General features: G+C 50.4%; 23 protein-coding genes. 21 read left to right on the top strand and 2 right to left on the bottom strand.

The window, feature by feature from the left end:
• The first annotated feature begins 130 nt into the window (after positions 1 to 130).
• From GWK09_RS02500 to GWK09_RS02475, 6 genes are read left to right on the top strand one after another with little or no spacing between them, the layout of a single operon-like run.
• On the top strand, positions 131 to 1,015 hold the full coding sequence (locus GWK09_RS02500; protein ID WP_239530551.1) for a translocation protein TolB: 885 nt from the start codon (positions 131 to 133) through the stop codon (positions 1,013 to 1,015).
• Between the two features lie 31 nt (positions 1,016 to 1,046).
• Positions 1,047 to 1,562, top strand: a complete 516-nt coding sequence (locus GWK09_RS02495) for a DoxX family protein (RefSeq protein ID WP_163691429.1) — start codon at positions 1,047 to 1,049, stop codon at positions 1,560 to 1,562.
• Entirely contained in the window at positions 1,543 to 2,127 is a 585-nt protein-coding gene (locus GWK09_RS02490; RefSeq protein WP_163691428.1) for a phosphatase PAP2 family protein, read from the top strand. The genes GWK09_RS02495 and GWK09_RS02490 overlap by 20 nt, the downstream gene beginning before the upstream one ends.
• Before the next feature lie 12 nt (positions 2,128 to 2,139).
• Positions 2,140 to 3,807 (top strand): formate--tetrahydrofolate ligase, encoded by a 1,668-nt coding sequence (locus GWK09_RS02485; protein WP_163691427.1) that lies wholly within the window; start codon positions 2,140 to 2,142, stop codon positions 3,805 to 3,807.
• A gap of 10 nt (positions 3,808 to 3,817) precedes the next feature.
• Positions 3,818 to 4,759 (top strand): alpha/beta hydrolase, encoded by a 942-nt coding sequence (locus GWK09_RS02480; RefSeq protein ID WP_163691426.1) that lies wholly within the window; start codon positions 3,818 to 3,820, stop codon positions 4,757 to 4,759.
• A 44-nt stretch (positions 4,760 to 4,803) separates the two neighbouring features.
• Positions 4,804 to 7,188, top strand: a complete 2,385-nt coding sequence (locus tag GWK09_RS02475; protein WP_163691425.1) for a penicillin acylase family protein — start codon at positions 4,804 to 4,806, stop codon at positions 7,186 to 7,188.
• A gap of 9 nt (positions 7,189 to 7,197) precedes the next feature.
• On the opposite strand, the gene gldA is transcribed toward GWK09_RS02475, so the two are convergent.
• Positions 7,198 to 8,094: a gliding motility-associated ABC transporter ATP-binding subunit GldA gene (gene gldA, locus GWK09_RS02470; RefSeq protein ID WP_163691424.1), complete on the bottom strand. Its 897-nt coding sequence runs from the start codon at positions 8,092 to 8,094 to the stop codon at positions 7,198 to 7,200.
• A gap of 396 nt (positions 8,095 to 8,490) precedes the next feature.
• On the opposite strand from gldA, the gene GWK09_RS02465 reads away from it, so the two are divergent.
• The 5 genes from GWK09_RS02465 (at position 8,491) to GWK09_RS02445 (ending at position 13,158) form a co-directional block, all read left to right on the top strand.
• Positions 8,491 to 9,318 carry a prephenate dehydratase gene (locus GWK09_RS02465; RefSeq protein ID WP_163691423.1) on the top strand — a complete coding sequence of 276 codons (828 nt, stop codon included), beginning with the start codon at positions 8,491 to 8,493 and terminating at the stop codon, positions 9,316 to 9,318.
• Positions 9,315 to 10,472, top strand: coding sequence for a pyridoxal phosphate-dependent aminotransferase (locus GWK09_RS02460; RefSeq protein ID WP_163691422.1), 1,158 nt, complete (start codon positions 9,315 to 9,317; stop codon positions 10,470 to 10,472). Before GWK09_RS02465 ends, GWK09_RS02460 begins: the two co-directional genes overlap by 4 nt.
• Positions 10,469 to 11,335, top strand: a complete 867-nt coding sequence (locus GWK09_RS02455; protein WP_163691421.1) for a prephenate dehydrogenase — start codon at positions 10,469 to 10,471, stop codon at positions 11,333 to 11,335. Before GWK09_RS02460 ends, GWK09_RS02455 begins: the two co-directional genes overlap by 4 nt.
• A 1-nt stretch (position 11,336) precedes the next feature.
• A complete protein-coding gene (locus GWK09_RS02450) occupies positions 11,337 to 12,419 on the top strand; it encodes a bifunctional 3-deoxy-7-phosphoheptulonate synthase/chorismate mutase type II (protein WP_163691420.1) in 1,083 nt (360 codons plus the stop codon).
• A gap of 64 nt (positions 12,420 to 12,483) precedes the next feature.
• Positions 12,484 to 13,158 carry a head GIN domain-containing protein gene (locus tag GWK09_RS02445; RefSeq protein WP_163691419.1) on the top strand — a complete coding sequence of 225 codons (675 nt, stop codon included), beginning with the start codon at positions 12,484 to 12,486 and terminating at the stop codon, positions 13,156 to 13,158.
• 69 nt (positions 13,159 to 13,227) lie between these two features.
• Here the strand turns inward: GWK09_RS02445 and GWK09_RS02440 are convergent, their stop codons facing one another.
• A complete protein-coding gene (locus GWK09_RS02440; RefSeq protein WP_163691418.1) occupies positions 13,228 to 13,668 on the bottom strand; it encodes a hypothetical protein in 441 nt (146 codons plus the stop codon).
• Positions 13,669 to 13,761: 93 nt separating this feature from the next.
• On the opposite strand from GWK09_RS02440, the gene rsgA reads away from it, so the two are divergent.
• The 10 genes from rsgA to GWK09_RS02390 all read left to right on the top strand — a co-directional run bounded on the left by rsgA (position 13,762) and on the right by GWK09_RS02390 (position 22,794).
• Positions 13,762 to 14,712: a ribosome small subunit-dependent GTPase A gene (rsgA, locus tag GWK09_RS02435; RefSeq protein ID WP_163691417.1), complete on the top strand. Its 951-nt coding sequence runs from the start codon at positions 13,762 to 13,764 to the stop codon at positions 14,710 to 14,712.
• 28 nt (positions 14,713 to 14,740) lie between these two features.
• On the top strand, positions 14,741 to 15,196 hold the full coding sequence (gene dtd, locus GWK09_RS02430) for a D-aminoacyl-tRNA deacylase (RefSeq protein WP_163691416.1): 456 nt from the start codon (positions 14,741 to 14,743) through the stop codon (positions 15,194 to 15,196).
• Positions 15,193 to 15,519, top strand: a complete 327-nt coding sequence (locus GWK09_RS02425) for a nucleotide pyrophosphohydrolase (protein ID WP_163691415.1) — start codon at positions 15,193 to 15,195, stop codon at positions 15,517 to 15,519. Before dtd ends, GWK09_RS02425 begins: the two co-directional genes overlap by 4 nt.
• A gap of 48 nt (positions 15,520 to 15,567) precedes the next feature.
• Entirely contained in the window at positions 15,568 to 16,824 is a 1,257-nt protein-coding gene (locus GWK09_RS02420; RefSeq protein WP_394367566.1) for a 3-phosphoshikimate 1-carboxyvinyltransferase, read from the top strand.
• A 147-nt stretch (positions 16,825 to 16,971) separates the two neighbouring features.
• Positions 16,972 to 18,021, top strand: a complete 1,050-nt coding sequence (gene queA, locus GWK09_RS02415; RefSeq protein WP_163691414.1) for a tRNA preQ1(34) S-adenosylmethionine ribosyltransferase-isomerase QueA — start codon at positions 16,972 to 16,974, stop codon at positions 18,019 to 18,021.
• Positions 18,022 to 18,076: 55 nt separating this feature from the next.
• On the top strand, positions 18,077 to 19,120 hold the full coding sequence (gene rlmN / locus GWK09_RS02410) for a 23S rRNA (adenine(2503)-C(2))-methyltransferase RlmN (RefSeq protein ID WP_163691413.1): 1,044 nt from the start codon (positions 18,077 to 18,079) through the stop codon (positions 19,118 to 19,120).
• Between the two features lie 121 nt (positions 19,121 to 19,241).
• Positions 19,242 to 20,219, top strand: coding sequence for a polyprenyl synthetase family protein (locus GWK09_RS02405; protein WP_163691412.1), 978 nt, complete (start codon positions 19,242 to 19,244; stop codon positions 20,217 to 20,219).
• A 97-nt stretch (positions 20,220 to 20,316) separates the two neighbouring features.
• The gene (locus tag GWK09_RS02400) at positions 20,317 to 20,877 is read left to right on the top strand and encodes an RNA polymerase sigma factor (protein WP_163691411.1); all 561 of its coding nucleotides are present in this window, start codon (positions 20,317 to 20,319) and stop codon (positions 20,875 to 20,877) included.
• 13 nt (positions 20,878 to 20,890) lie between these two features.
• The gene (locus GWK09_RS02395; protein WP_163691410.1) at positions 20,891 to 21,619 is read left to right on the top strand and encodes a hypothetical protein; all 729 of its coding nucleotides are present in this window, start codon (positions 20,891 to 20,893) and stop codon (positions 21,617 to 21,619) included.
• Between the two features lie 89 nt (positions 21,620 to 21,708).
• Complete coding sequence (locus GWK09_RS02390) at positions 21,709 to 22,794, top strand: porin family protein (RefSeq protein WP_204260347.1); 1,086 nt, start codon at positions 21,709 to 21,711, stop codon at positions 22,792 to 22,794.
• Positions 22,795 to 22,879: the final 85 nt, after the last annotated feature.

The raw sequence follows: 22,879 nt of genomic DNA, 5'->3' as shown, positions 1-22,879 counted from the left end.
TGAGTTTTTATGCTTTTTACTTACTTTATGGAACAATTACCTGATTCCTATGTTCCAATATAGACCAAGAATAATATTCCTCGAGCATCTGGTTTTTTATTCAGTCTTGGTCCTGATCGGAATCTTATCTATGACCTCCTGCAGATCTGACGTAAAAAAACAGGATGCTGAAATAACAAAACCTGAAGGAACCATCGCCTTTGTATCCAACAGGGATGGGAACATGGAGATCTACCTTATGGACGGCAATGGAAAGAATGCCAAAAATATATCCCGACATCCCGACCTGGATTACAGCCCTTCCTGGATGCCGGATGGTTCCGGCATCATGGGCTATTCCAACAGGGATGGGAATCCCGAATTGTACCTTTACGACCTGAAGCGGGATACGGCCATTCGATTCACGGATCATCCTGCCCAGGATGTCCTGCCTTCAATTTCTCCTGACGGCAAAGAGATCGTCTTTATGAGCGATAGAAACGGAAAAAGCCGTTCGGTGTTTAAGATGAAGTTCGATGGGAGTGACCTGGTGGCCTTAACTGATAATGATGCTTATGAGGAAAGTCCCGCCTGGTCTCCGGATGGCACGCATATCCTCTTCACTCGCCAGCTGAGGCAGGAGGGCGATACCACATATGCTGCCAACGGGGAGATCTTCAGAATGAGGTCAGACGGCAGTCTGGTTGAAAGGATCACAAACAAACAAGGGTACGATTCCGGGGCAGCATATTCCCCGGACGGGAAGCAGATCGCCTTTTACGGCCCTGAAGGGGATACCTTCGAGATCTTCCTGATGAACGCAGATGGCAGTGATATCAGGAATATTACAAGGGATACGCTCGACTGTTATTCCCCTGCCTGGTCTCCAGATGGGAAGTGGATCGCCTACACGGCAGGAAGAGGTGAGAATTACGACCTTTATATCATTCATCCCGAAAGTGGGGAAAAGAGGCGTCTGACCTTTAGCACGGTCAGGAATCAATCCCCTGCCTGGTCTGCTCTGAATACAGATTGAAAAATGGCCTCCACAATAAAACGCGCCCTTTATGAAACGACTTTTCAGATTTTATTCGACTCTTAACAAACCAGTTCTTCAAAGATCTACCTGGGCGGAAGTGGTTCTTTTTTTTCCAAGGTTTATCTGTGGGATGTTGCTGGCCATCGATTTCGGGGCTTCAAAATTCGGAGTGCCCTGGTCCCCTGCAGATCGCGAACTGGGGCTTTTTGAGGTAGTCTACTGGTTCCCGGAGGACGTCGCACAATTCGGGGGCATCTTTGCCATGTTTCCGGTATTCTTTGCCTGGATGGCCGGGTTTAGTGAGACCATTGGAGGCCTGATGCTGGCTCTTGGATTCAAGACGAGGGTGGCCGCCTTTCTGATCCTCTGCACGATGCTGGTCGCCATTTTTGGTCAGAAATGGGAGGAAGGTTTATGGGGGATGCTGCCGGCCATGGGTTTTCTTTGGGTGAGTTTATATACCCTGGTGATGGGATCCGGGAAATTCGGACTTGATTTTTTGTTTATCAATAAATCACCTCGATTTGAATTGGTTGAAGAATAAAGGGGGAGTCGTCCTTTTGTGTTTCATCCTGAACCTGGGAGTGCGCGCACAGGATGACAATACAGGGACACATGAGCGATGGGAGTACATCCTTGTGGATACGGGGGATGTATTGCAGATCGCTTTGCCCGTTACCGCCGGGTTGACTACCCTGATCAAGAAGGACTACAGGGGAACCCGCGATTTTGCCTTTTCCTTCGCCACCACCATGGTATTGACCTATTCCCTGAAGGCGATCACCAAGAGACAGCGCCCTGAAGGCAGGAATGCCTATGATTCCTTCCCATCCGGCCATACCTCCGCTGCTTTCTCCGGGGCCTCCTTTATTCAAAGGCGATATGGCTGGAAATACGGAAAATATGCCTATATTCTTGCGGCTTTGGTGGGAGTGAGCAGGATGGAAGGCCCGGACGGATTTCACGATATCTATGACGTGCTCGGAGGAGCTGCGATCGCCGTAGGGAGTACGTATCTGTTCACCAAACCCTTGTCTAATGAAAAACTCAGCGTGGCTTTCCACGCACAGCGGGATGTGAAACTCATTTCCCTCAGGTTCCAATTTTAACATCTATCACCAATGACAGACATTCAGATCGCACAAAGCGTCAGGGAAAAACACATCAGGGAAATTGCCGCCATTCTGGAAATTCCCGAAGAAGAGCTCGAATACTACGGCTCCAACAAGGCCAAACTACCCTTGCACCTGATCCGCGAGGATGACGTGGAAAATGGCCACCTGATCCTGGTGACCGCCATTACACCGACTCCGGCAGGGGAAGGGAAGACCACGACCTCCATAGGGCTGGGCGATGCTCTGAACCTGAGTAAAAAAAAGACGGTCGTCGTACTGAGAGAACCCAGCCTGGGCCCGGTCTTCGGGATCAAAGGAGGGGCAGCCGGGGGAGGCTGGAGCCAGGTGATTCCCATGGTGGATATCAACCTGCATTTTACGGGCGATTTCCACGCTATAGAAAAGGCCAACAACCTCCTGGCAGCCCTGATCGACAATAACATACAGAACAAGACGCGCAACCTGGGCATAGACCCTCGTACGGTCATCTGGAAACGCTGTATGGACATGAATGACCGTGGACTCAGGAATATCGTCGCAGCCCTCGGCGGCAAGGCCGGGGGAATTCCCAGGGAGACCGGGTTCAACATCACGGCGGCCTCTGAGATCATGGCCATTCTCTGCCTCAGCAAAAGCCTGGAGGATTTGCAGGAAAAGTGCGGGAATATCTACATAGGGGATACCTGGGACGGGAAACCGGTATATGCCCGGGACCTCAATGCTCAGGGAGCAATGGCCGTGCTTTTGAAGGACGCCATTAAACCCAATCTGGTCCAGACCCTGGAGGGTAACCCAGCCATCATCCACGGGGGTCCTTTTGCAAATATTGCCCAGGGGACCAATTCCATCCTGGCTACCAAAATGGGCCTGAGCCTGGGGGACTATGTGGTCACTGAGGCGGGCTTTGGGGCAGATCTCGGGGCGGAAAAATTCCTCAATATCAAGTGCCGTGAGGCCGGCCTTTCCCCTAAGGCGGTGGTCCTGGTGGCGACCATACGGGCGTTAAAATACCACGGGGGCAAGGCTTTGAATGAATTGACCCAGGAAGATGTGGAGGCTCTTAAAAAAGGCATGCCTAACCTGGAGAGGCATATCAAAAGCCTGCAGAGCTTTGGCATCCCTATCGTCGTTTCCGTGAATGCCTTCAGCAGTGATACGGAGGCTGAAAAAAAGACCCTCCTGGAACATTGCAAAAAACTCGGCGTCCCTGCGGCATTGAGTTATGGCTGGGCCGATGGGGGCAATGGCTGCGTGGATCTTGCTGACCTGGTCGTAGAGGCCGCTGCGGGATGCAAGGGGAAATATACTCCCACTTACGAACTCAGAGATTCCATCCGCACCAAGATAGAAAAGGTCTGTAGTACGATCTACGGGGCGAAGAACGTCATCCTGACCAACAAGGCAAGAGCACAGATGAATCGGTTTGAGCGAATGGGATATGGGCAACTTCCGGTTTGTATCGCCAAAACTCAGAAAAGCCTGAGCGATGATGAAAAATTATTGGGCAGGCCGGAGAATTTTGAGATCAATATAAGGGAATTCGAGATCGCGACCGGAGCGGGATTTATCATCCCCATTGCCGGTAACATTTTAAGGATGCCCGGGTTACCTGCCACGCCTTCGGCGGAACACATTACCATAGATGCGGACGGAACTATAAGTGGACTCTTTTAAGAAAGATCCTATGAAAATCAGAAACCTGCTCCTGGTCTTTTCCCTTTTGGTGACCTCCCTCCTTTGTGCGCAGGAGGAGAGTGAAGTGGAACTCAATACAGAAACCGGCACCCTGAAAGGCAGCCTGGTCATTCCGGAAGCGGAGGCTAAATTCCCGGTCGTCCTTATTATCCCGGGCTCAGGTCCCACAGACCGCAATGGCAACAACCCCATGATGTCCAATAACTCCCTTCAAATGCTGGCAAAAGGCCTCGCTGAACAAGGGATCGCAAGTCTTCGGATCGATAAAAGAGGGATTGCCGCCAGTGGTTCTGCCGTCTCCAAAGAAGAAGACCTCAGGTTCGAAACCTATATAGACGATGTGGTTGGTTGGGCGATGAAACTCAGGAATGACCCAAGGTTTTCAGAGCTCATAATCGCAGGTCATAGCGAAGGTTCCCTGATCGGCATGATCGCCTCAGAACGCGTAAAAGCAGAAAAGTTTATCTCTCTGGCCGGGACCGGAAGACCGGCTGCCGATATTCTCAGGGAACAGTTGAGTTCTCAACCCCCTGGTGTTACTTTGATGACCAATCCTATTTTGGATTCCCTGGAAATGGGCAGGACGGTTGATAATGTAAACCCCATGCTGAATGCCCTTTTCAGGCCTAGCGTACAACCCTACCTGATCTCCTGGTTTAAATACGATCCGGCTGAAGAGATCGCCAAACTCGATTGCCCGGTCCTCATCCTGCAGGGTACCACCGACATACAGGTGCAGGTAGAGGATGCAGAATTCATGGCCGCAGTTAATCCGAATTTCCGAAAGGAGATCCTGGAAGGCATGAATCACGTGTTGAAGGAAGCACCTGCAGATCGAATGGAAAATTTAAAGACCTATAACGACCCCACTCTGCCTTTGAAGGAAGGCTTGTTGAATATCCTGGTAAGTTTTATTCACCAGAACAAATAACTCCACACATGATCCAAAAAATTCTTATCCGCTGTAGATATAAAATGTATTCTAAGGCTTTATTCGGCCTGTTAAGTGTGGTCCTTATTTCCTGTAAATCCTCCCCTTCCGAACAGAGGGTCGTGGAAGGCCTGCAGGAACCTGTAGAGATCATTAGGGACCAGTGGGGTATCAACCACATATATGCGGAAAACGAACACGACCTCTTCTTCGCACAGGGGTATGCTGCGGCAAGAGACAGACTCTTTCAATTCGAGGTCTGGCGCAGACAAGCCACTGGCACCGTGGCCGAGATCCTGGGGGAAAGGGCCCTGAAAAGGGATACGGGTACCCGCCTGTTTAAGTTTAGGGGTGACCTGCAACAGGAGATGGGCCATTACCACGAACGGGGTTCTGAGATCATTACTGCGTACACGGAAGGGGTCAATGCGTACATAGAAGAAGTGCTCAGGGATACGACCCTCCTCCCTATAGAGTTCAGGATGCTCGATATCCTCCCTCAAAAATGGACCCCCGATGTTGTTATTTCCCGCCACCAGGGGTTGCTGGGCAATATCGGAGCTGAACTCGAGATCGGCAGGGCGGTAAACACCATAGGAGAAGAAGCGGTAAGGGACCTGTATTGGTTCCATCCCAAAACCCCTGACCTCGAAATAGACCCTGCTGTAGATGCCTCCCTCCTGCGGGATCATATCCTGGAACTCTATTACGCTTACAGAAGACCGGTCCGATTCCTACCTGAGGACCTACTCCCTCAATACAGAAAGAGGGGTAGCGCCTATCAACCTGACCTTGAACCGACACCTGTAGACAGCCTTTCCATTGGCAGCAACAACTGGGTACTGAGTGGTTCCAAGACCTCTGATGGTCATACCCTTATGGCCAATGATCCCCATCGCACCATCGCTGTCCCTTCCCTTAGGTATATGGCCCACCTGGTGGCTCCCGGATGGAATGTGATAGGAGGGGGAGAACCCGAGATCCCAGGGATCTCCATTGGGCACAATGAATACGGAGCCTGGGGACTGACCGTCTTCAGTACGGACGGGGAGGATCTCTATGTATACGACCTGAACCCTGAAAACCTCGAAGAATACAAATACAAGGACGGATGGGAATCCATGAAGACCATCAGGGAAACCATCCCGGTTAAAGGGATGGAGGCGGCTGAGGTGGAATTGCGATATACGAGACATGGGCCGGTCACCTATGTGGATAGTATAAACCTGAAGGCGTATGCCGTGCGATGTGCCTGGCTGGAACCCGGAGGGTCTCCTTACCTGGCCTCCCTCAGGATGGATCAGGCCCGGAATTGGGAAGAATTCAGGGAGGCCTGTAACTACAGCCATATTCCGGGGGAGAACATGGTCTGGGCAGACAGGGATGGCCATATCGGATGGCAAGCAGTAGGGATAGCCCCGGTTAGGAGGAATTTCAGCGGCCTGGTGCCCGTACCCGGTGACGGAAGATATGAATGGGACGGGTATCTGCCCATTATTGAGAAACCCCATGAAGCAGACCCTGACAGGGGATTCATAGCCACCGCCAACCAGAATGTGACCCCGGACACCTATGAACATTGGGATGCCATAGGTTATGAATGGTCCGATCCGTACAGAGGGGACCGGATCGAAAAAGTCCTCAGCACAGATACCCTCTTTACCCTGGAGGACATGACGGCCCTGCAGGTGGATTACCTTTCGCTTCCCGCGAGGACGCTGGTGCCCATGCTTTCGGGACTCGACCTGGATGGGCTGGCTGCCAGGGCCCGTGACCGTCTCTTGCCATGGGATTTCAGGCTGTTGCCAGAAAGCGTGGAAGCCGGAATCTATGTGGCCTTTGAGAAAGAACTCAGGGAGAAGGCCGCCCGGGAGTTTATCCCGGAACGCGCACAGGGGATCATTGAGGATATTCAATTAAAACGGGTGGTCGACTGGCTCCTGGACCCGTATTCAAGATTTGGCCCACGCCCCGAGGCAGGCAGGGACAGGTTTATAGAGGAAGCCTTCACGGCAGGGGTGGAGTCCCTGCGCATTTCCCTGGGGGACGACCTCGAAAACTGGAGGTATGGACAGAAGCAATACAAACACACCTATATTTATCATCCGCTTGGCAGGTCGGTCAATGAATCATGGTCGGATTCACTCAATCTCGGACCTCTGCCAAGGGGTGGGAACGGTTACACCCCGGGATCGACCGGGAATAACGACAGGCAAAGCAGTGGAGCCTCTTTCCGGATGGTCGTCACAACAGAGGATTGGGACAGGGCTTTAGGGACGAATGGCCCCGGTCAGTCTGGGGACCCGGCGAGTCCCTTTTACGATAACCTCTTCAAACCCTGGGCCGAAGACCGGTATTTCCCCGTGTATTATTCCAGGGATAAAATAGATTCCGTAGCCGTTGAGAAGCTTAGAATCAATCCGCGTTAGAGAAAGACCTCAGGAACCGGTCAATTCTGTAAATAGGCTTTCGAGGTTCTTGTTCTTCCTGCTCAGCTGGAGGGTTTTCAATTGGTTGTCATGGGCGAAATCGAAAACCGCGGGCCTCATGTCCTCAGGGTGACTGAAAGTGATCTCGTACATAAAACCCGACAGGTTCTTCACATGGGTCACATGCGGGATTTTCATCAGGAAGGCTTCTTCCACCCGGTAATCGAATTCGACCTCGATGATCTGTTCTTTTCCTTCCCTGAGCTCCGTCAGTTTCTTGTCTGCTACCAATTCTCCCTTGTTGATGATCAGGACACGGTCACAGACAGATTCCACTTCTTTCATGATGTGGGTGGAAAGCAGGATCGTCCTGTCCTTGCCTAGGTCCCGGATCAGCCTTCTGATATCCAGCAACTGATTGGGGTCGAGCCCAGTCGTTGGCTCATCAAGGATCAGGACCTCCGGATGGTGCAACAAGGCGGCGGCAAGACCCACTCTTTGTCGGTATCCCTTTGAGAGTTGTACGATCTTCTTACGGGCTTCGCTTTCAAGGCCTACTTTCTGAATGCTTTCCATCACATCTTCCATGGTGGCACCGTAAAGTTCTGAGATGAACATAAGGTACTCCTTTACGTACATCTCAAGGTAAAGGGGGTTGTGCTCGGGAAGGTAGCCTATGCTCTTCTGAACACTTCGGGCTTCGGTAGCCACGTCGAACCCATTTACCCAGGCCCTGCCATCATCGGCGCTCAGATAGGTAGTGAGTATTTTCATGAGGGTGGATTTCCCCGCTCCATTGGGCCCCAGAAAGCCGACTACCTCTCCCTTGGCTATCTGGAAAGAGACGTCTTTAAGGGCCGGTTGGCCATTATAGGCCTTGCTGAGGTGTTCAACTACGATAGACATGATTCTGTTTTACGTCATAAAAATAAACAAAGTCCCCCGAACTAGGTTTTTGTCTTTAGTGATTGGGCCTTGAAATTGAGTGGTCCGACTTGGGAAATGTGTGAACAGGAAGACGAGAATTATGGATTTTTCATAAATATCAGCGCTTTGAAACATTTTTAGCAGATTTACTCCGCAAAACAGCGACTTCGAAAAAAAATTCCACCAAAATGTCGAATTCTCGATTTAATAATTACCTTAGCTGGAGTTTTTTAATGAAGACCATGCTTTTGAACATCTGGAACAGCTTCTATTTTTACTTCTTTTTTCAAAAGAGGAAGGGACTGTTGTAGCCAGGTGTTATACCATATAAGCAAAGTCCCGAACCCATCGGGGCTTTTTTTTTGATTATTAGCAGTGAAGAAACGTATCGCAATTCAGGGAATAAGAGGATCTAACCACCACCAGGTGGCAAGAGAGTATTTTGGGGAGGACATAGACCTGCTGGAATGCCTTTCCTTTCACGGCCTGGTGGATGAGCTCCTGGCCGGGAAAGCAGACAAGGGCGTCATGGCCATCGAGAACTCCATCGCAGGTTCCATTATCCCCAATTACGCCCTGGTCTATGAGAACGACCTGCACATCATTGGGGAACACTACCTCAATATCCACCATAACCTCATGGGACTGAAAGGACAGTCCCTTGCGGATATACGGGAAGTCAGGTCCCACCCCATGGCCCTTTTGCAATGCCGGGAATTTTTAAAGACCCAATCGCATATCAAAATGGTGGAAGACGTGGATACGGCTGAGACCGCAAAGGGCATTCAGGAAAACCAGCTGTCAGGGATCGCGGCCATAGCTCCCAAAGCAGCCGCTGAGCTTTACGACCTGGAGATCATCGCCCCGGAGATACAGACCATCAAGAATAATGCAACCCGCTTTATCATTGTAAAAACGACCAATAAGGAATTGCCAAAGGAGACCATTAACAAGGCCTCCCTGCGCTTTTTGACAGACCACAAAAGGGGGAGCCTGGCTACGGTGCTGAATGTAATGAGCGATTGCAACCTGAACCTCACCAAGATCCAAAGTCTTCCGGTCATAGAAACCCCCTGGAAATACGCCTTCTTTGTGGATGTCACCTTTGAGTTGTACGACCACTTCGAGAAGGCCAAATCCCTGCTCACAATCATGTCAGAGGATTTCAGGGTCTTGGGAGAGTATAAAAATGTAAGGTTATGATAGATCCGGCAGACAGGCTCCATACCGTAGAGGAATACTATTTCTCCAGGAAGCTGAAGGAGGTCAGGGGACTGGCAGCATCAGGCCGCCCAATCATCAATATGGGTATTGGCAGTCCGGACCTCGCCCCCTCTGAGGAAGTGCTTCGCACCCTTAAAGAGGCCATAACAGACCGCGGAGCTCACCAGTATCAGAGCTACCAGGGATTGCCTGAGCTAAGGCAGGCTATTGCCGACTTTTACCGGGAGAAGTTCGGCGTTTCCACTGATCCGGAAAAAGAGATACTACCCCTTATGGGCTCCAAGGAAGGCATCATGCATATCAGCATGGCTTTCCTGAACCCAGGGGATGAGGTGTTGATCCCCGACCCCGGATACCCTACTTACCAGGCCGTTACTCGACTTGTAGGGGCAAATCCCAGGCCGTATCCCCTTAATGAAGAGCGGGGGTGGTTCCCGGATCTCGAGCAGCTCGCCCGGGAGGATCTCTCCCATGTAAAACTCATGTGGGTAAGCTATCCGCATATGCCTACCGGTGCCACGGTGACCCTGGATCAGTGGCAGGAACTGGTCGACTTTGGCCGGAAACACCGTATCCTCCTGGTGAACGACAACCCCTACAGCTTTGTCCTGGGTTCAGACCCGAAGAGCATACTGCAGGCAGAAGGAGCCGGGGAGGGGGTTCTAGAACTCAATTCCCTGAGCAAGACCTTTAATATGGCCGGCTGGAGGGTAGGGATGGTCCTGGGTAATGCCGGACTTATCCAGGCCGTCCTGAAAGTAAAAAGCAATATGGATTCAGGCATGTTCTACGGGATCCAGAAGGGTGCGGTGGCCGCCCTGAAAAGTGGACGGGCCTGGTTCGAGAACCTCGACAGGATTTATGGGGAAAGGAGGGAACATATGTTCCGGCTAGCGAGCCTGCTCGGGTGTACCTATGACCCAGAGGCTGTTGGCATGTTCGTATGGGCGCGCCTGCCGGAAGGGGCACCGGGTTCAGAGGAATTCATTGACAAACTGCTGTACGAGAAAGATATATTTGTGGCCCCGGGGACCATTTTTGGCAGCCAGGGGGAAGGGTATATCCGATTCTCCCTTTGCGTGGAATCGGAGAAGATCGAAGAGGCGATTTTGAGATTTAAACAAGACAAATGAAAATTGGAATCATAGGAGTGGGTTTGATTGGGGGTTCCTTTGCCCGGGACCTGAAAAGGGTGCTGCCGGATGCTGAGATCTTCGGGATGGACAACAACCCCGACCACTTGAAAACGGCCCTGGAATTGGGGATCATAGATTCGGCAGGTAAAGGGTCCTCCTTAGCCGAAGCGGAGATCGTTTTCCTGGCCATTCCCGTAGATGCTGCCGTAAGGGAATTACCATCCCTGCTCAACACCGTAGGAGATGAGACCCTGGTGATCGATGCCGGTTCTACCAAATCCCTGATCTGTGCGGTTGTCTCCAACCACCCGAAGCGCAGGAATTTCATGGCCTGCCATCCCATTGCGGGTACCGAGTTCTCAGGTCCGAGGGCAGCCCTGGAGGGATTATATGAAGGAAAGACGAATATTATTTGCGAGGTGGAGAAAACGGCCTTCAAGCTGCAGGAAAAGGCGCTGGACCTGTTCTCCAGGATCGGGATGCGGATCCGATACATGAACCCGGAGGCACATGACAAACACATTGCTTATGTGTCTCACCTCTCCCATATCAGTTCATTCATGCTCGGAAAGACGGTGATCGAAAAAGAGAAGAACGAACGCGATATTTTTGATATGGCGGGAAGTGGATTCGAATCCACCGTCAGGCTGGCAAAAAGCTCTCCTGCCATGTGGACCCCTATCTTTGAGCAGAACAGGGAAAATGTGCTGGAGACCCTTCGGGAATACATCCAAAACCTGGAGGCATTCAGAAAAAAACTGGCGGATGATGACATGGAAGGCATCTACCGCGAAATGGAAGATACGAACAAGATCAGGGAAATCCTGAAAGGAATACCATTGAACAAAAAAGAAGCATAGCATGGAAAATTCAAAAGATTTGAGACGTTGGCTGGATGACATGGCCCTGCCCCACCCATTGGTGATCGCAGGACCCTGTAGTGCCGAGACCGAGAAACAGGTGCTGGAGATCGCCCACGATCTCAAGGATACGGATGTCAACTATTATAGGGCCGGAATATGGAAACCCAGGACCCGGCCGGGGAATTTCGAGGGAGTAGGAGCCATCGGACTCAAATGGCTACAGAAGGTCAAGGAGGAAACCGGATTAAAGACCGCTACCGAAGTGGCCAACAAGGCGCATGTAGACCTCGCCCTAGAACACGATGTGGACCTCCTGTGGATAGGGGCCCGGTCTACGGTAAGCCCGTTTATCGTCCAGGAGATCGCCGATGCCCTGGAGGGAACGGACAAAGTGGTCCTTGTAAAGAACCCAGTAAACCCTGACCTTTCCCTATGGTTGGGCGCCGTGGAACGGCTGCATTCTGCGGGGATCAAAAAATTGGGGGTGATCCATCGCGGCTTTTCCACTTATGAAAAAACAAAATACCGGAACATACCCGAATGGCAGCTGGCCATTGAATTGCAGACACGGTTCCCGGATCTGCCCCTGATCAATGACCCCTCCCACATCACAGGAAAGCGGGACATGATCTTTGATGTTTCACAGACCGCTCTGGACCTCAATTTTGACGGATTGATGATAGAGACGCATTGTGACCCAGACAACGCCTGGAGCGATGCGGCCCAGCAGGTAACCCCCAAACGACTCATACAGATCATGGAAGACCTCAGGATCAGAAAGGAAACGGACGAGGAAGCCGAATACAAGAGTAACCTCAGTAATTTACGGGCCCAGATAGACATTCTTGACAATCAGCTTATCGATCTCCTCGGGAAGAGGATGCAGGTCTCTGACGGGATAGGGTTGTTGAAGAAACAGAAGAACGTGGCCGTGTTGCAGACCAACCGTTGGAATGCCATCCTCGGGAAGATGATCCTGGAAGGGGAGGCTAAAGGACTGAGTGAGGAATTTGTTCTCAAGATGTTCAAAGCCATCCACCAGGAGTCCATCAACCACCAGGAAAAGATCATCAATTCATAAAAAGCTGCCTGAACTGTAACAAGGACGACTTCCAGTAGTCTTTAGAAAAACAAAAACAGGTAAGATGAAAAGAACAGTATTTTTCGCCGCCCTGCTCATGGGTTCAATGGCAGTGGCTCAGCGCATTGTGGACAAGGAGGTCGGGGAATTCAGGGAGATCAAGGTATACGACCTGATCGAAGTAAACCTGATCAAGTCTGATGAAAATCGCATCCTGATCAAAGGTGACCACGCTGAAGACATTCAGTTTGTGAATAAGAACGGCGTCCTGAAGTTGAGGATGCAAATAGACAAGAAGTTCCAGGGGGAAGACACCCTGATCGAGGTCTTTTACACAGGGCTGGAGACCATCGATGGAAATGAAGGGGCCAAAATCGTATGCAATGAGACCGTCAAAACCAATCGAATCACACTGAAGGCCCAGGAAGGGGCTCAGATACTCATCGGCCTGGATGTGGAACAGGTGGATGTCCGTTCAGTGACCGGAGGGATCATTGAGGCTTCCGGCCTTGCAAAGAACCAGGTGATCGTCCTCAATACTGGAGGGATCTTTGAGGGCCGTGATCTCAAAACATCCGTCGCCTCCGTTAAGATCAGTGCAGGGGGAGAGGCCACCCTGAGTGCCACCGAGAAGGTAGATATCAATGTAAGGGCAGGAGGAGATGTATATGTCTACGGGAACCCCGGTGAGGTCAACCGGAACACCTTTGCCGGAGGCAGGATCTATATTAAGGAGTAACTTCCGGAAAAATCAGAACAAAACCCTGAACTGATCGGTTCAGGGTTTTTTCTTTGGTAAAGATCCTTTTTACCGCTTGAAGATATATCGCGTGATAAAGATCCCATTGTCGTCCCCTTTTCCACCATCACTTTCCACGGCACTGGTCACGAAGGCCAGTTCCCATCCCTCAGAAACCATAGTATTGATCATAGAGGTGATCACAGCATCGTTGGCAGCAATATTTTGAAAACGTATTCCTCCGATGTTGTAGAAGTTCAATAGTTTGGTCTCCTCAAAATTCTTGACCCGGATCTCTCCCCGGTCGGCTTTATTCCGGGTGTTGTCGTCTTCGGTCTGAACACTCGTGAATTCCTTGTAATCCTTGTCTTCAAGGGCATTGATGATTCGGGACCGACCAAGTCCGCTTGGGACTATAGATTCCACACTGGTGATGACCTTGAATTCCTGGGCTGACAGGAGAAAGGGGAAAATCAACAAGGGAAGCAGCAATAAATGGCATTTTTTCATAATAGTTGTATTTAAGGGTTGACAGTTTGCTGATTAAAGATACCTCAATGTATAGAAGTAAAGTTGTTTCTTTGCAGGGAGATATGAACAAGGATGAACGGAACTGTTTATAAATCTACCGGCAGCTGGTACACGGTCAAAACTCCTGAAGGAGAGGTGTACGAATGCCGTATCAAAGGCAAGTTCCGGATCAGGGGGATCAAAAGTACCAACCCCATTGCCGTGGGAGACAGGGTGAGATTTGAGCTCGAGCAAACCGGGGACGTGACCTATGGGGTGATCCACGAGATCGAGGACAGGGTCAATTACATCGTCCGCAAATCGGTCAACCTTTCCAAACAAACCCATGTCATCGCGGCCAATGTAGATCAGGTCTTCCTTCTGATCACCCTCAACAACCCGAAGACCTATACCATATTCATCGACCGCTTCCTTACCACAACCGAGGCCTATGACGTTAAGACGGTCTTGTTGTTCAACAAGATAGACACTTATGCGGAAGAGGAACTGGCCGAGATCAAATACCTGTCTGACCTGTATGGCAAGGTGGGGTTTACCTGTCTGGAAATCTCTGCAAAGACTGGTTTTAACGTAGACCGGGTGAAGGAAATGATGATCGGCAAGACCAGCATGTTCTCCGGAAATTCCGGGGTGGGGAAGTCGACCCTGATCAATGCCATTGAACCCTCCCTCCAGCTCAGGACCGCGGAGATCTCAGAACAACACCTGCAAGGACAACATACGACCACATTTGCGGAGATGTTCGATCTGAGTTTTGACGCCCGTATCATAGACACGCCCGGCATCAAGGGATTTGGCCTGGTGGATATGGAAAAGGAAGAGATAGGGGATTATTTCCCGGAATTCTTTGCCCTGAAACAGGATTGTAAATTCAACAATTGCCTCCATATCGATGAGCCGCACTGTGCGGTAAAAAAGGCCCTTGAGGCCGATGAGGTCTCCTGGAGCCGGTATAGAAGTTACCTTCAGATGGTCACAGGAGAAGGGGATACCTACAGGGAGGACGAATTTGAAATAGAATGACTTTTTCTGACGACATAGCAGGCAGGGAATGAGGGCAGTGATTCAAAGGGTTAGCTGGGCCCATGTGACCATAGAGGGCAAAAGGGTCTCTGAGATCCAAAAGGGACTGCTCGTTCTCTTGGGAATCGAAGATGCCGATACCCTGGAGGATATCGAATGGTTGTCCAGGAAGATCGCCAATTTGCGTATCTTCAACGACGATTACGGGGTGATGAACAAATCCCTGATCGATGTGGGAGGCGAAGCCATCGTGGTAAGCCAGTTTACCCTGCATGCAAATACAAAAAAAGGGAACAGACCTTCCTATATCCGGGCCTCAAAACCGGACGTGGCCATCCCTCTTTACGAGGCTTTTGTTAGGCAGTTCGAGAAGGACCTGTCTAAGCAGGTGGGCACCGGCATATTCGGTGCGGATATGAAAGTGGCCCTGCTTAATGATGGGCCTGTGACCATTTTCATCGATACAAAAAACAAGGACCTATGAATATCAGCAATGCACAACAGGCCGTAGATGATTGGATCAGGGCCCATGGGGTCAGGTACTTCAATGAACTTACCAATATGGCTCAGTTGACCGAAGAAGTAGGGGAGGTTGCCCGTATCATCGCCAGGAGATACGGGGAGCAAAGCGAAAAACCTTCAGATAAGGAGAAGGACTTGGGGGAAGAACTCGCGGATGTCCTTTTTGTGGTGCTCTGCCTGGCCAACCAGACCGGGATAGACCTGCAGAAAGCCTTTGACAGGAAACTCGATCTCAAGGCAAAAAGGGACCACAAACGCCATCAGGAGAATAAAAAATTAAAGTAGGACGGAGCACTGGCATCCGCGATTAGACAACACCAAAATTCCCTTAAATTGAATATTTACCTAGAAGGCCCGGTTAGGACCATCCCCGATACTGAGATCCGCATGACGGGTTCCAAGAGCGAGTCGAACAGACTGCTCCTGCTTCAGTCCATCTTCCCTGAATTGCAAATAGAGAATCTCTCCAATGCAGATGATGTAAAAGTGATGCAGGAAGGGCTAAAGGCTCGTTCGGGTACGGTAGACATACACCATGCAGGGACCGCCATGAGGTTCCTGACCGCTTTCTTCGCCACCCGCGAGGGGAGTGATGTAACCCTCACCGGTTCTTCCCGCATGCAGGAGAGGCCCATAGAGGTACTGGTAGAGGCCCTGAGGGAATTGGGAGCAGACATCACTTATCTGGGGGAAAGGGGATATCCACCCCTGCACATCCGGGGTAAAAGCCTGCAGAGATTCCGCGTTAGCCTTCCCGCAGACATCAGTAGCCAGTATATCTCCGCCCTCTTGCTGGTGGCCCCGGGAACGCCTTCCGGCATTGAACTCGAATTACTGGGGAAGATCACATCCGTACCTTATATCCGGATGACCCTCTCTCTCCTGGAGAGCCTGGGGATCTCAACGGAATTCAGCGGGAACAGGATCACTGTAAAGCACGCGCAGCGAATTGAACCGAAAACTCTCAGGGTGGAATCCGACTGGAGTTCCGCATCTTACTTTTACAGCATCGTTGCCCTCAGTCTCCCTGGCACCCGTCTTGCGCTCTCTTCTTATCGTCCGGATAGCCTGCAGGGAGACAGTATTCTGGTGGAGGTCTACAAACAGTTCGGCGTGGAATCCCGTTTTGAAGGATCGAGCCTGCACCTTGAAAAAGTATCCGATGTGCCGAATGTCAAGGGCGCAATACCGCCCAAAACGATATCGTTGCACCTGGCAGATGCCCCTGATATTGCCCAGACCGTGGCGGTCACCTGTTTTGGCCTGGGGATGGGCTGCAAACTCACCGGGCTGCATACGCTAAAAATCAAGGAAACAGACCGGCTGGAAGCACTAAAAAATGAGCTTAGCAAAATGGGGGCGCAAATCCGCGTCTCAGAAAATCACCTCGAGCTGGATCCCGGTGGAAAGATCTTAAGTAATAAATCCATCGCTACCTATAACGACCACAGGATGGCCATGGCCTTTGCCCCACTGGCCCTGAAAACGAGCCTGTTTATTGAAGATGCAGGGGTGGTCTCCAAGTCGTATCCCGATTTCTGGGAAGACCTCAGAAAACTGAATTTCAGGATCCGGAAGGAAGCCCGGTGATTTAATCTCACTTTTACTTGACAACCCCTGTGGGAGCGTCGTATATTTGCACCCTTTGAATCAGCCCCCAATTTTCAGGGTTAGTCCTGAGTGCAGGCTGATGGTTGTCGACCTGAACAGGATTTGATATTCAAGAAATACGCATCTATGAAACTTTCTCATTTTAATTTTGAACTCCCCAAAGAATTACTGGCAGAATACCCTGCTGAGAACCGGGATGAATCCAGATTGATGGTGGTCCACAGGGATACCGGCAAGATCGAACACAAGATGTTCAAGGATCTGATCGATTATTTCGATGAGAACGACGTGATGGTTTTGAACAACACCAAGGTCTTTCCCGCCCGTTTGTTTGGGAACAAGGAGAAGACCGGGGCCAGGATAGAAGTATTCCTGCTTCGGGAACTCAATGAAGAACAGCGGTTGTGGGATGTACTGGTGGATCCTGCCAGGAAGATCCGAATCGGTAACAAGCTCTACTTCGGAGAAGACGAAAGCCTGGTGGCCGAGGTGATCGACAATACCACCTCCAGGGGCCGTACTTTGCGATTCCTCTACGACGGGGCTTATATCGATTTCAGGAGAAAACTGCGGGAGCTGGGCGAAACCCCCCTTCCCAAATACATAAAACGCAAGGTAGAGCCCGAGGATGAGGACAGATACCAGACCATTTACGCCAAGCACGAGGGAGCTGTGGCAGCTCCCACGGCCGGACTTCACTTTTCCAAGCACCTGTTGAAAAGACTGGAGATCAAAGGAGTAAAATTTGCCGAGCTTACCCTGCATGTGGGATTGGGGACCTTCAACCCCGTGGAAGTGGAAGACCTCTCCAAACACAAGATGGACAGCGAAGAACTGATCATAGACGAAAGGGCCACCGAGATCGTGAATTCTGCCAAGAAAAAGAAAAGAAGGATCTGTGCAGTGGGTACTACGGCCATGAGGGGGCTGGAGAGTGCGGTTTCCTCTGAACAAATGCTCAACACCTTTGAGGGATGGACCAATAAATTCATCTTTCCCCCATATGATTTCAGTATCGCCAATGCCATGATCACCAATTTCCACCTGCCGAAATCAACGCTTCTGATGATGGTCTCTGCCTTTATGGGCCATGACCTGATGAAGCGGGCATACAAGGAGGCGATCATCGAGGGATACAGATTCTATTCCTATGGGGACGCCATGCTGATCCTCTGATTCAAAAAACCATCCCTGCCCCGCTATTTCCGGGGCGGGGATCATATGAACGCCCATGGAACCCGTGCAAAAGAAGGATATCAGGGCCCTCTCCAGGGAAGATCTCAGGTCTTTCTTCCTCACAAGGGGGGATCAGGCCTACCGGGGCGACCAGGTCTATGAATGGCTGTGGAAGAAAGGCGCCCATTCCTTTGCCGATATGACCAACCTCTCCAAAGACACCAGGACGGTACTGGAAGAAGAGTATGTGATCAACCATATTGAGGTAGACCGCATGCAGAGAAGTCAGGATGGGACCATCAAAAATGCGGTGCGTCTGCACGACGGACTCGTAGTGGAATCGGTCCTGATCCCAACCTCCAAAAGGACCACTGCCTGTGTCTCGAGTCAGGTGGGTTGCAGTCTCGACTGCAAATTCTGCGCTACAGCGCGACTCAAGCGAATGCGTAACCTCAATCCGGATGAGATCTATGACCAGGTGGTGGCCATCGATCGCCAAAGCAGGCTTTACTACAACCGCCCCCTGAGCAATATCGTCTTTATGGGGATGGGGGAGCCCTTGATGAATTACAACAACCTCCTGAAGGCCATCCACAAGATCACAGGAGACGAAGGCCTCGGAATGTCCCCCAGACGTATCACTGTCTCTACCTCAGGGGTCCCAAAAATGATCCGGAAACTGGCTGACGAAGAGGTGAAGTTCAAGCTGGCCGTTTCTCTCCATTCAGCTGTGCAAGAGACCCGCACCTCCATCATGCCCTTCAATGCCTCCTTAACCCTCTCAGATCTCAGAGAATCCCTCGTGTATTGGTATCAAAAGACCAGGAGTAAGATCACTTATGAATACGTGGTCTGGGAAGGGGTCAATGACAAGCGGGAGGACGTTGACGCCCTGGTGGAATTTTGCAGATTTGCCCCGTCTAAAGTCAACCTCATTGAATACAACCCCATCGATGATGGCGATTTCAAACAAGCCGGGGATCAGGCCATCGCCATGTACGTGGAGACCCTGGAAGCCCATGGGATTACCGTCACGGTCAGACGATCACGGGGCAAGGATATAGATGCGGCCTGCGGGCAATTGGCGAATAAATCTTGAAAGGCGGATTCAATAAAAAAAATACAGGTGATTTCGGGAATATAGGTCGACTTCCGGCTAGGCCACACCTTTTTTGCCTAATTTTAAGGAGTCACATTGTGTGCGAACCAAAGTATCTTCCGTGAAAATCGTATCCCAGATTAAGGAGCCCGTAAGCAGGGAAATGGAACTCTTTGAACAGAAGTTCTTTGAATCCATGTCTTCCAAGGTGGCCCTCCTGAACAGGATTACCTATTACATTGTGAACCGCAAAGGCAAGCAGATGAGGCCTATGTTCGTCTTTCTGACCGCAAAGATGGTCAGTGGGGGGGAGGTGAATGAACGCACCTATCGAGGGGCCTCCGTCATAGAGCTTATCCACACCGCTTCCCTGGTTCACGACGATGTAGTGGATGAGAGTTACAAGCGAAGAGGTTTCTTCTCCATCAATGCCCTGTGGAAGAACAAGATCGCTGTCCTGGTGGGGGATTACCTGCTTTCCAAAGGGATGTTGCTCTCCGTGGATCACGGGGATTTCGATCTGCTCAGGATCATCTCGGTAGCGATCCGGGAGATCAGTGAAGGGGAATTGCTGCAGCTCGAAAAGGCGAGGCGCCTCGATATCAGCGAAGAGGTGTATTACGATATTATCAGGCAGAAAACGGCGACCCTTATTGCGGCGTGTTGCAGCCTGGGGGCCTGTTCCGTAAAACCCGATTCGCCGGATGTGGAGACCTTTCGTAAATTCGGGGAGCTTTGCGGAATGGCCTTTCAGATCAAGGACGACCTCTTTGACTACGGGGAGACCGCCATCGGTAAACCCACGGGTATAGACATCAAGGAACAGAAAATGACCCTGCCGCTCATATACGCTTTAAATACGGCCTCCGAAAAGGACAGGCGCTGGCTTATCAATTCGGTCAAGAACTACAACAAGGACAGGAAGCGGGTAAAAGAGGTCATACAGTTCGTGAAGGATGCGGGCGGACTCGAATACGCAGAATCAAAAATGCACGATTACCAGGACCAGGCGTTAACGCTTCTGGATTCCTATCCTGACTCCACCTACAAGGATTCCCTGAAGCTCATGGTGAATTACGTGGTGGACCGTAAAAAATAGGGTTTTAGAGATATTTTTTCTAAAAAAATTATTTTTTTTCTGATCCAGGCAACGTTTTTGCGATCTATCTCGTCTATGTAAGTGAAGGACACCTAACATGATGATCATTTCCCTGTACGATAATCCGAAGGCTATCTTAAAGAAGGCTGCCAAAGGCAACCGTGCTGCTCAGAAACAGATTTATGAGACGCATGCACCTAAAATGCTTTCGATCTGCAGGCATTACATAAGGGATTTGCAATTTGCAGAGGACGTGATGATTACGGGCTTCGTAAAGGCCTTCCAACACCTTCATGCCTTTCGGAATGAAGGGAGTTTTGAAGGGTGGTTAAGACGGATCATGGTGAGAGAGGCCATAACGTTTCTCAGGAAAAATCAATTCGTAGTATACGATTCTGAAGTTGTGGAGAATACTATGGAAGAACAGATCTATCAGGAATCCCGTTTGGGGGAGGAAGAAGCCCAGGAACTTATTGATGCCCTGCCTGAAGGTTATAAATTGGTTTTTGTGCTCTATGCGTTCGAAGGGTACAAACACAAAGATATCGCAGAGCTCCTGAAGATCTCAGAGAATACCTCGAGGTCTCAGCTTTACAGGGCAAGGCAATTTCTGCAGGATAGGATCCACAATCTGGAGATCAGTAAACGCGCTAAATAGAAATACCAGGATCATGGAAAAGAACCGGCTGGACAAGAAAATAAAGGAAACACTCGAAAACCGAAGGATCTGCCCTTCCCGGGGAGCCTGGAACAGGATAGAGGAACAGTTAGGCAGTGAGCTGCCTTCACCGAATAAGACGTACTGGAGGTTCGGCATAGCGGCCGGTTTCATAGGGATTCTGTTTGTTTCAGTGTTGTTGATGAACCGGAATGAGGAACCCGGCTCTGTTAATATAGAATTGGTGGAAACCGATTCCCAGCCTGCGGAAGAAAAACGGACCGGGGAGGAATGGATCGATCCACCCGAATCGGAAAAATGGGCTGTTCTCTCTGATCCCGGTCTGGGAGCAGAGACGATCCCGGAGAATCGGACCGCAGAGGGTAAACTGACGGAAAAGCAGATCGTCCGTTCGCCCAAGACCTTTGAAGAGAGCCCTGTTAACAGATCAATACCACATGATAAAGTGGATATCATGGTCGCCAGGGTGGTTTCCCAGGTTGCCAGTTTGGAAGACTCGGGCGCAATGGTGGAAGATGAGGTCATTGATTCTCTGCTTCGTTCGGCTCAGGAACAATTGATCCAGGAAAGGGCAGCTTCAGCTTCTCCAAAAGTGGATGCCATGGCCCTGCTCTCTGAAGTGGAGGGAGACCTTAACAGGTCTTTCAGGGATCAGTTGTTTGATAAATTAAAGGAAGGCTATCTCAAAGTCAGAACAGCTGTAGCGTACAGGAACCAATAATCATACTCCATAACCGATTTATTTGCTTCATCCCTCGGGACGAGGCCAGAGTGAGTTTATTCATCAATCATCAATTAAAGACCAATAAAATGACAGCAATTTCAAGGATTACAGCGGTTTTCATCCTGTGCCTGATGGCACATCACCTCGGTGCTCAGGAAAGAACGGAACAAAAAATCGATTCACTGAGACAACAGAGAGTTCTCATTGAGCTACAGGAAAAAGATGCCTTAAAGAATGAGGTAGAGGCCATTGTAGCACGTCAGAAGAATGGGGAGATCAGCCTGGAGGAAGCCCGTGTCCTCAAAGAGGAAGCCGCCCGGAAAAGGGCCTTGAATATAGAGAACAGACTGGCCATCATAGACAACACCATTGCCCTGTTGGAGCGCAATGAAGGGGAAATACCTACCGTTCAGGACAGTACCAGATACCTTACCAAGATAGAGATAGGATGGGGCCACCGGGATGAGAGCAACAGCCGGGTTTTCGGGATCAGATATTCCGACAGGAATAAAGAGAGAAAGATCGTGTATGACAGACGTACCTATTCGGATCTGGTCCTCGCTTTCGGGATCAATAATGCGATCATCAGCGGACAGTCCCTGGGGGATTCTCCCTACGAATTGGGAGGGAGCCGGTTTTTTGAACTGGGAGTTAACTGGAGGACCCGGGTATTCAGGAATACGAATTTCATGCGATTGAATTACGGTCTGTCCCTGCAAATGAACGGCCTCAATCCGAAGGACAATCAGTATTTCGTGGCAAACGGGGACGAGACCACTTTGGAGACCTTTGATGTGGACTTGAGAAAGTCGAAACTCCGGATGGACAACCTGGTCGTTCCCGTGTATTTTGAATTTGGTCCTTCCCGAATGACCAAGACGGAAACCAGGTTGAGGTATTCTATCCGAAATCAGTTTCGTATTGGCTTTGGGGGGTATGGAGGTTTTAATCTTGGCACCAGACAAAAACTTAAATACGACCGCAATGGAGAGCGTGTCAAGGATAAATTGAAAAGGGGGTATAATACCAGTGACTTCGTATATGGCATTGGAGCCTACGCAGGGGTGGATGGCGTCTTGTTGTATACCAAGTACGACCTCAGTCCTATCTTTAAGGAGGCCAGTGTAGATCAGAGGAATATTTCCTTCGGGCTCCGCCTGGACCTTGACTGATACCTTATGGGTTTTCCGGGTGAAATTCTCGCTTGGAAAGATATGTTAGTAAACAGGGATTTGTTTTTTTAACCGTCCCTGTTTA

Origin of the sequence: Muriicola jejuensis, from assembly GCF_010671595.1 — a bacterium.
Classification (GTDB): domain Bacteria; phylum Bacteroidota; class Bacteroidia; order Flavobacteriales; family Flavobacteriaceae; genus Muriicola; species Muriicola jejuensis.
This window is presented reverse-complemented; position numbering and strand designations above follow the sequence as displayed.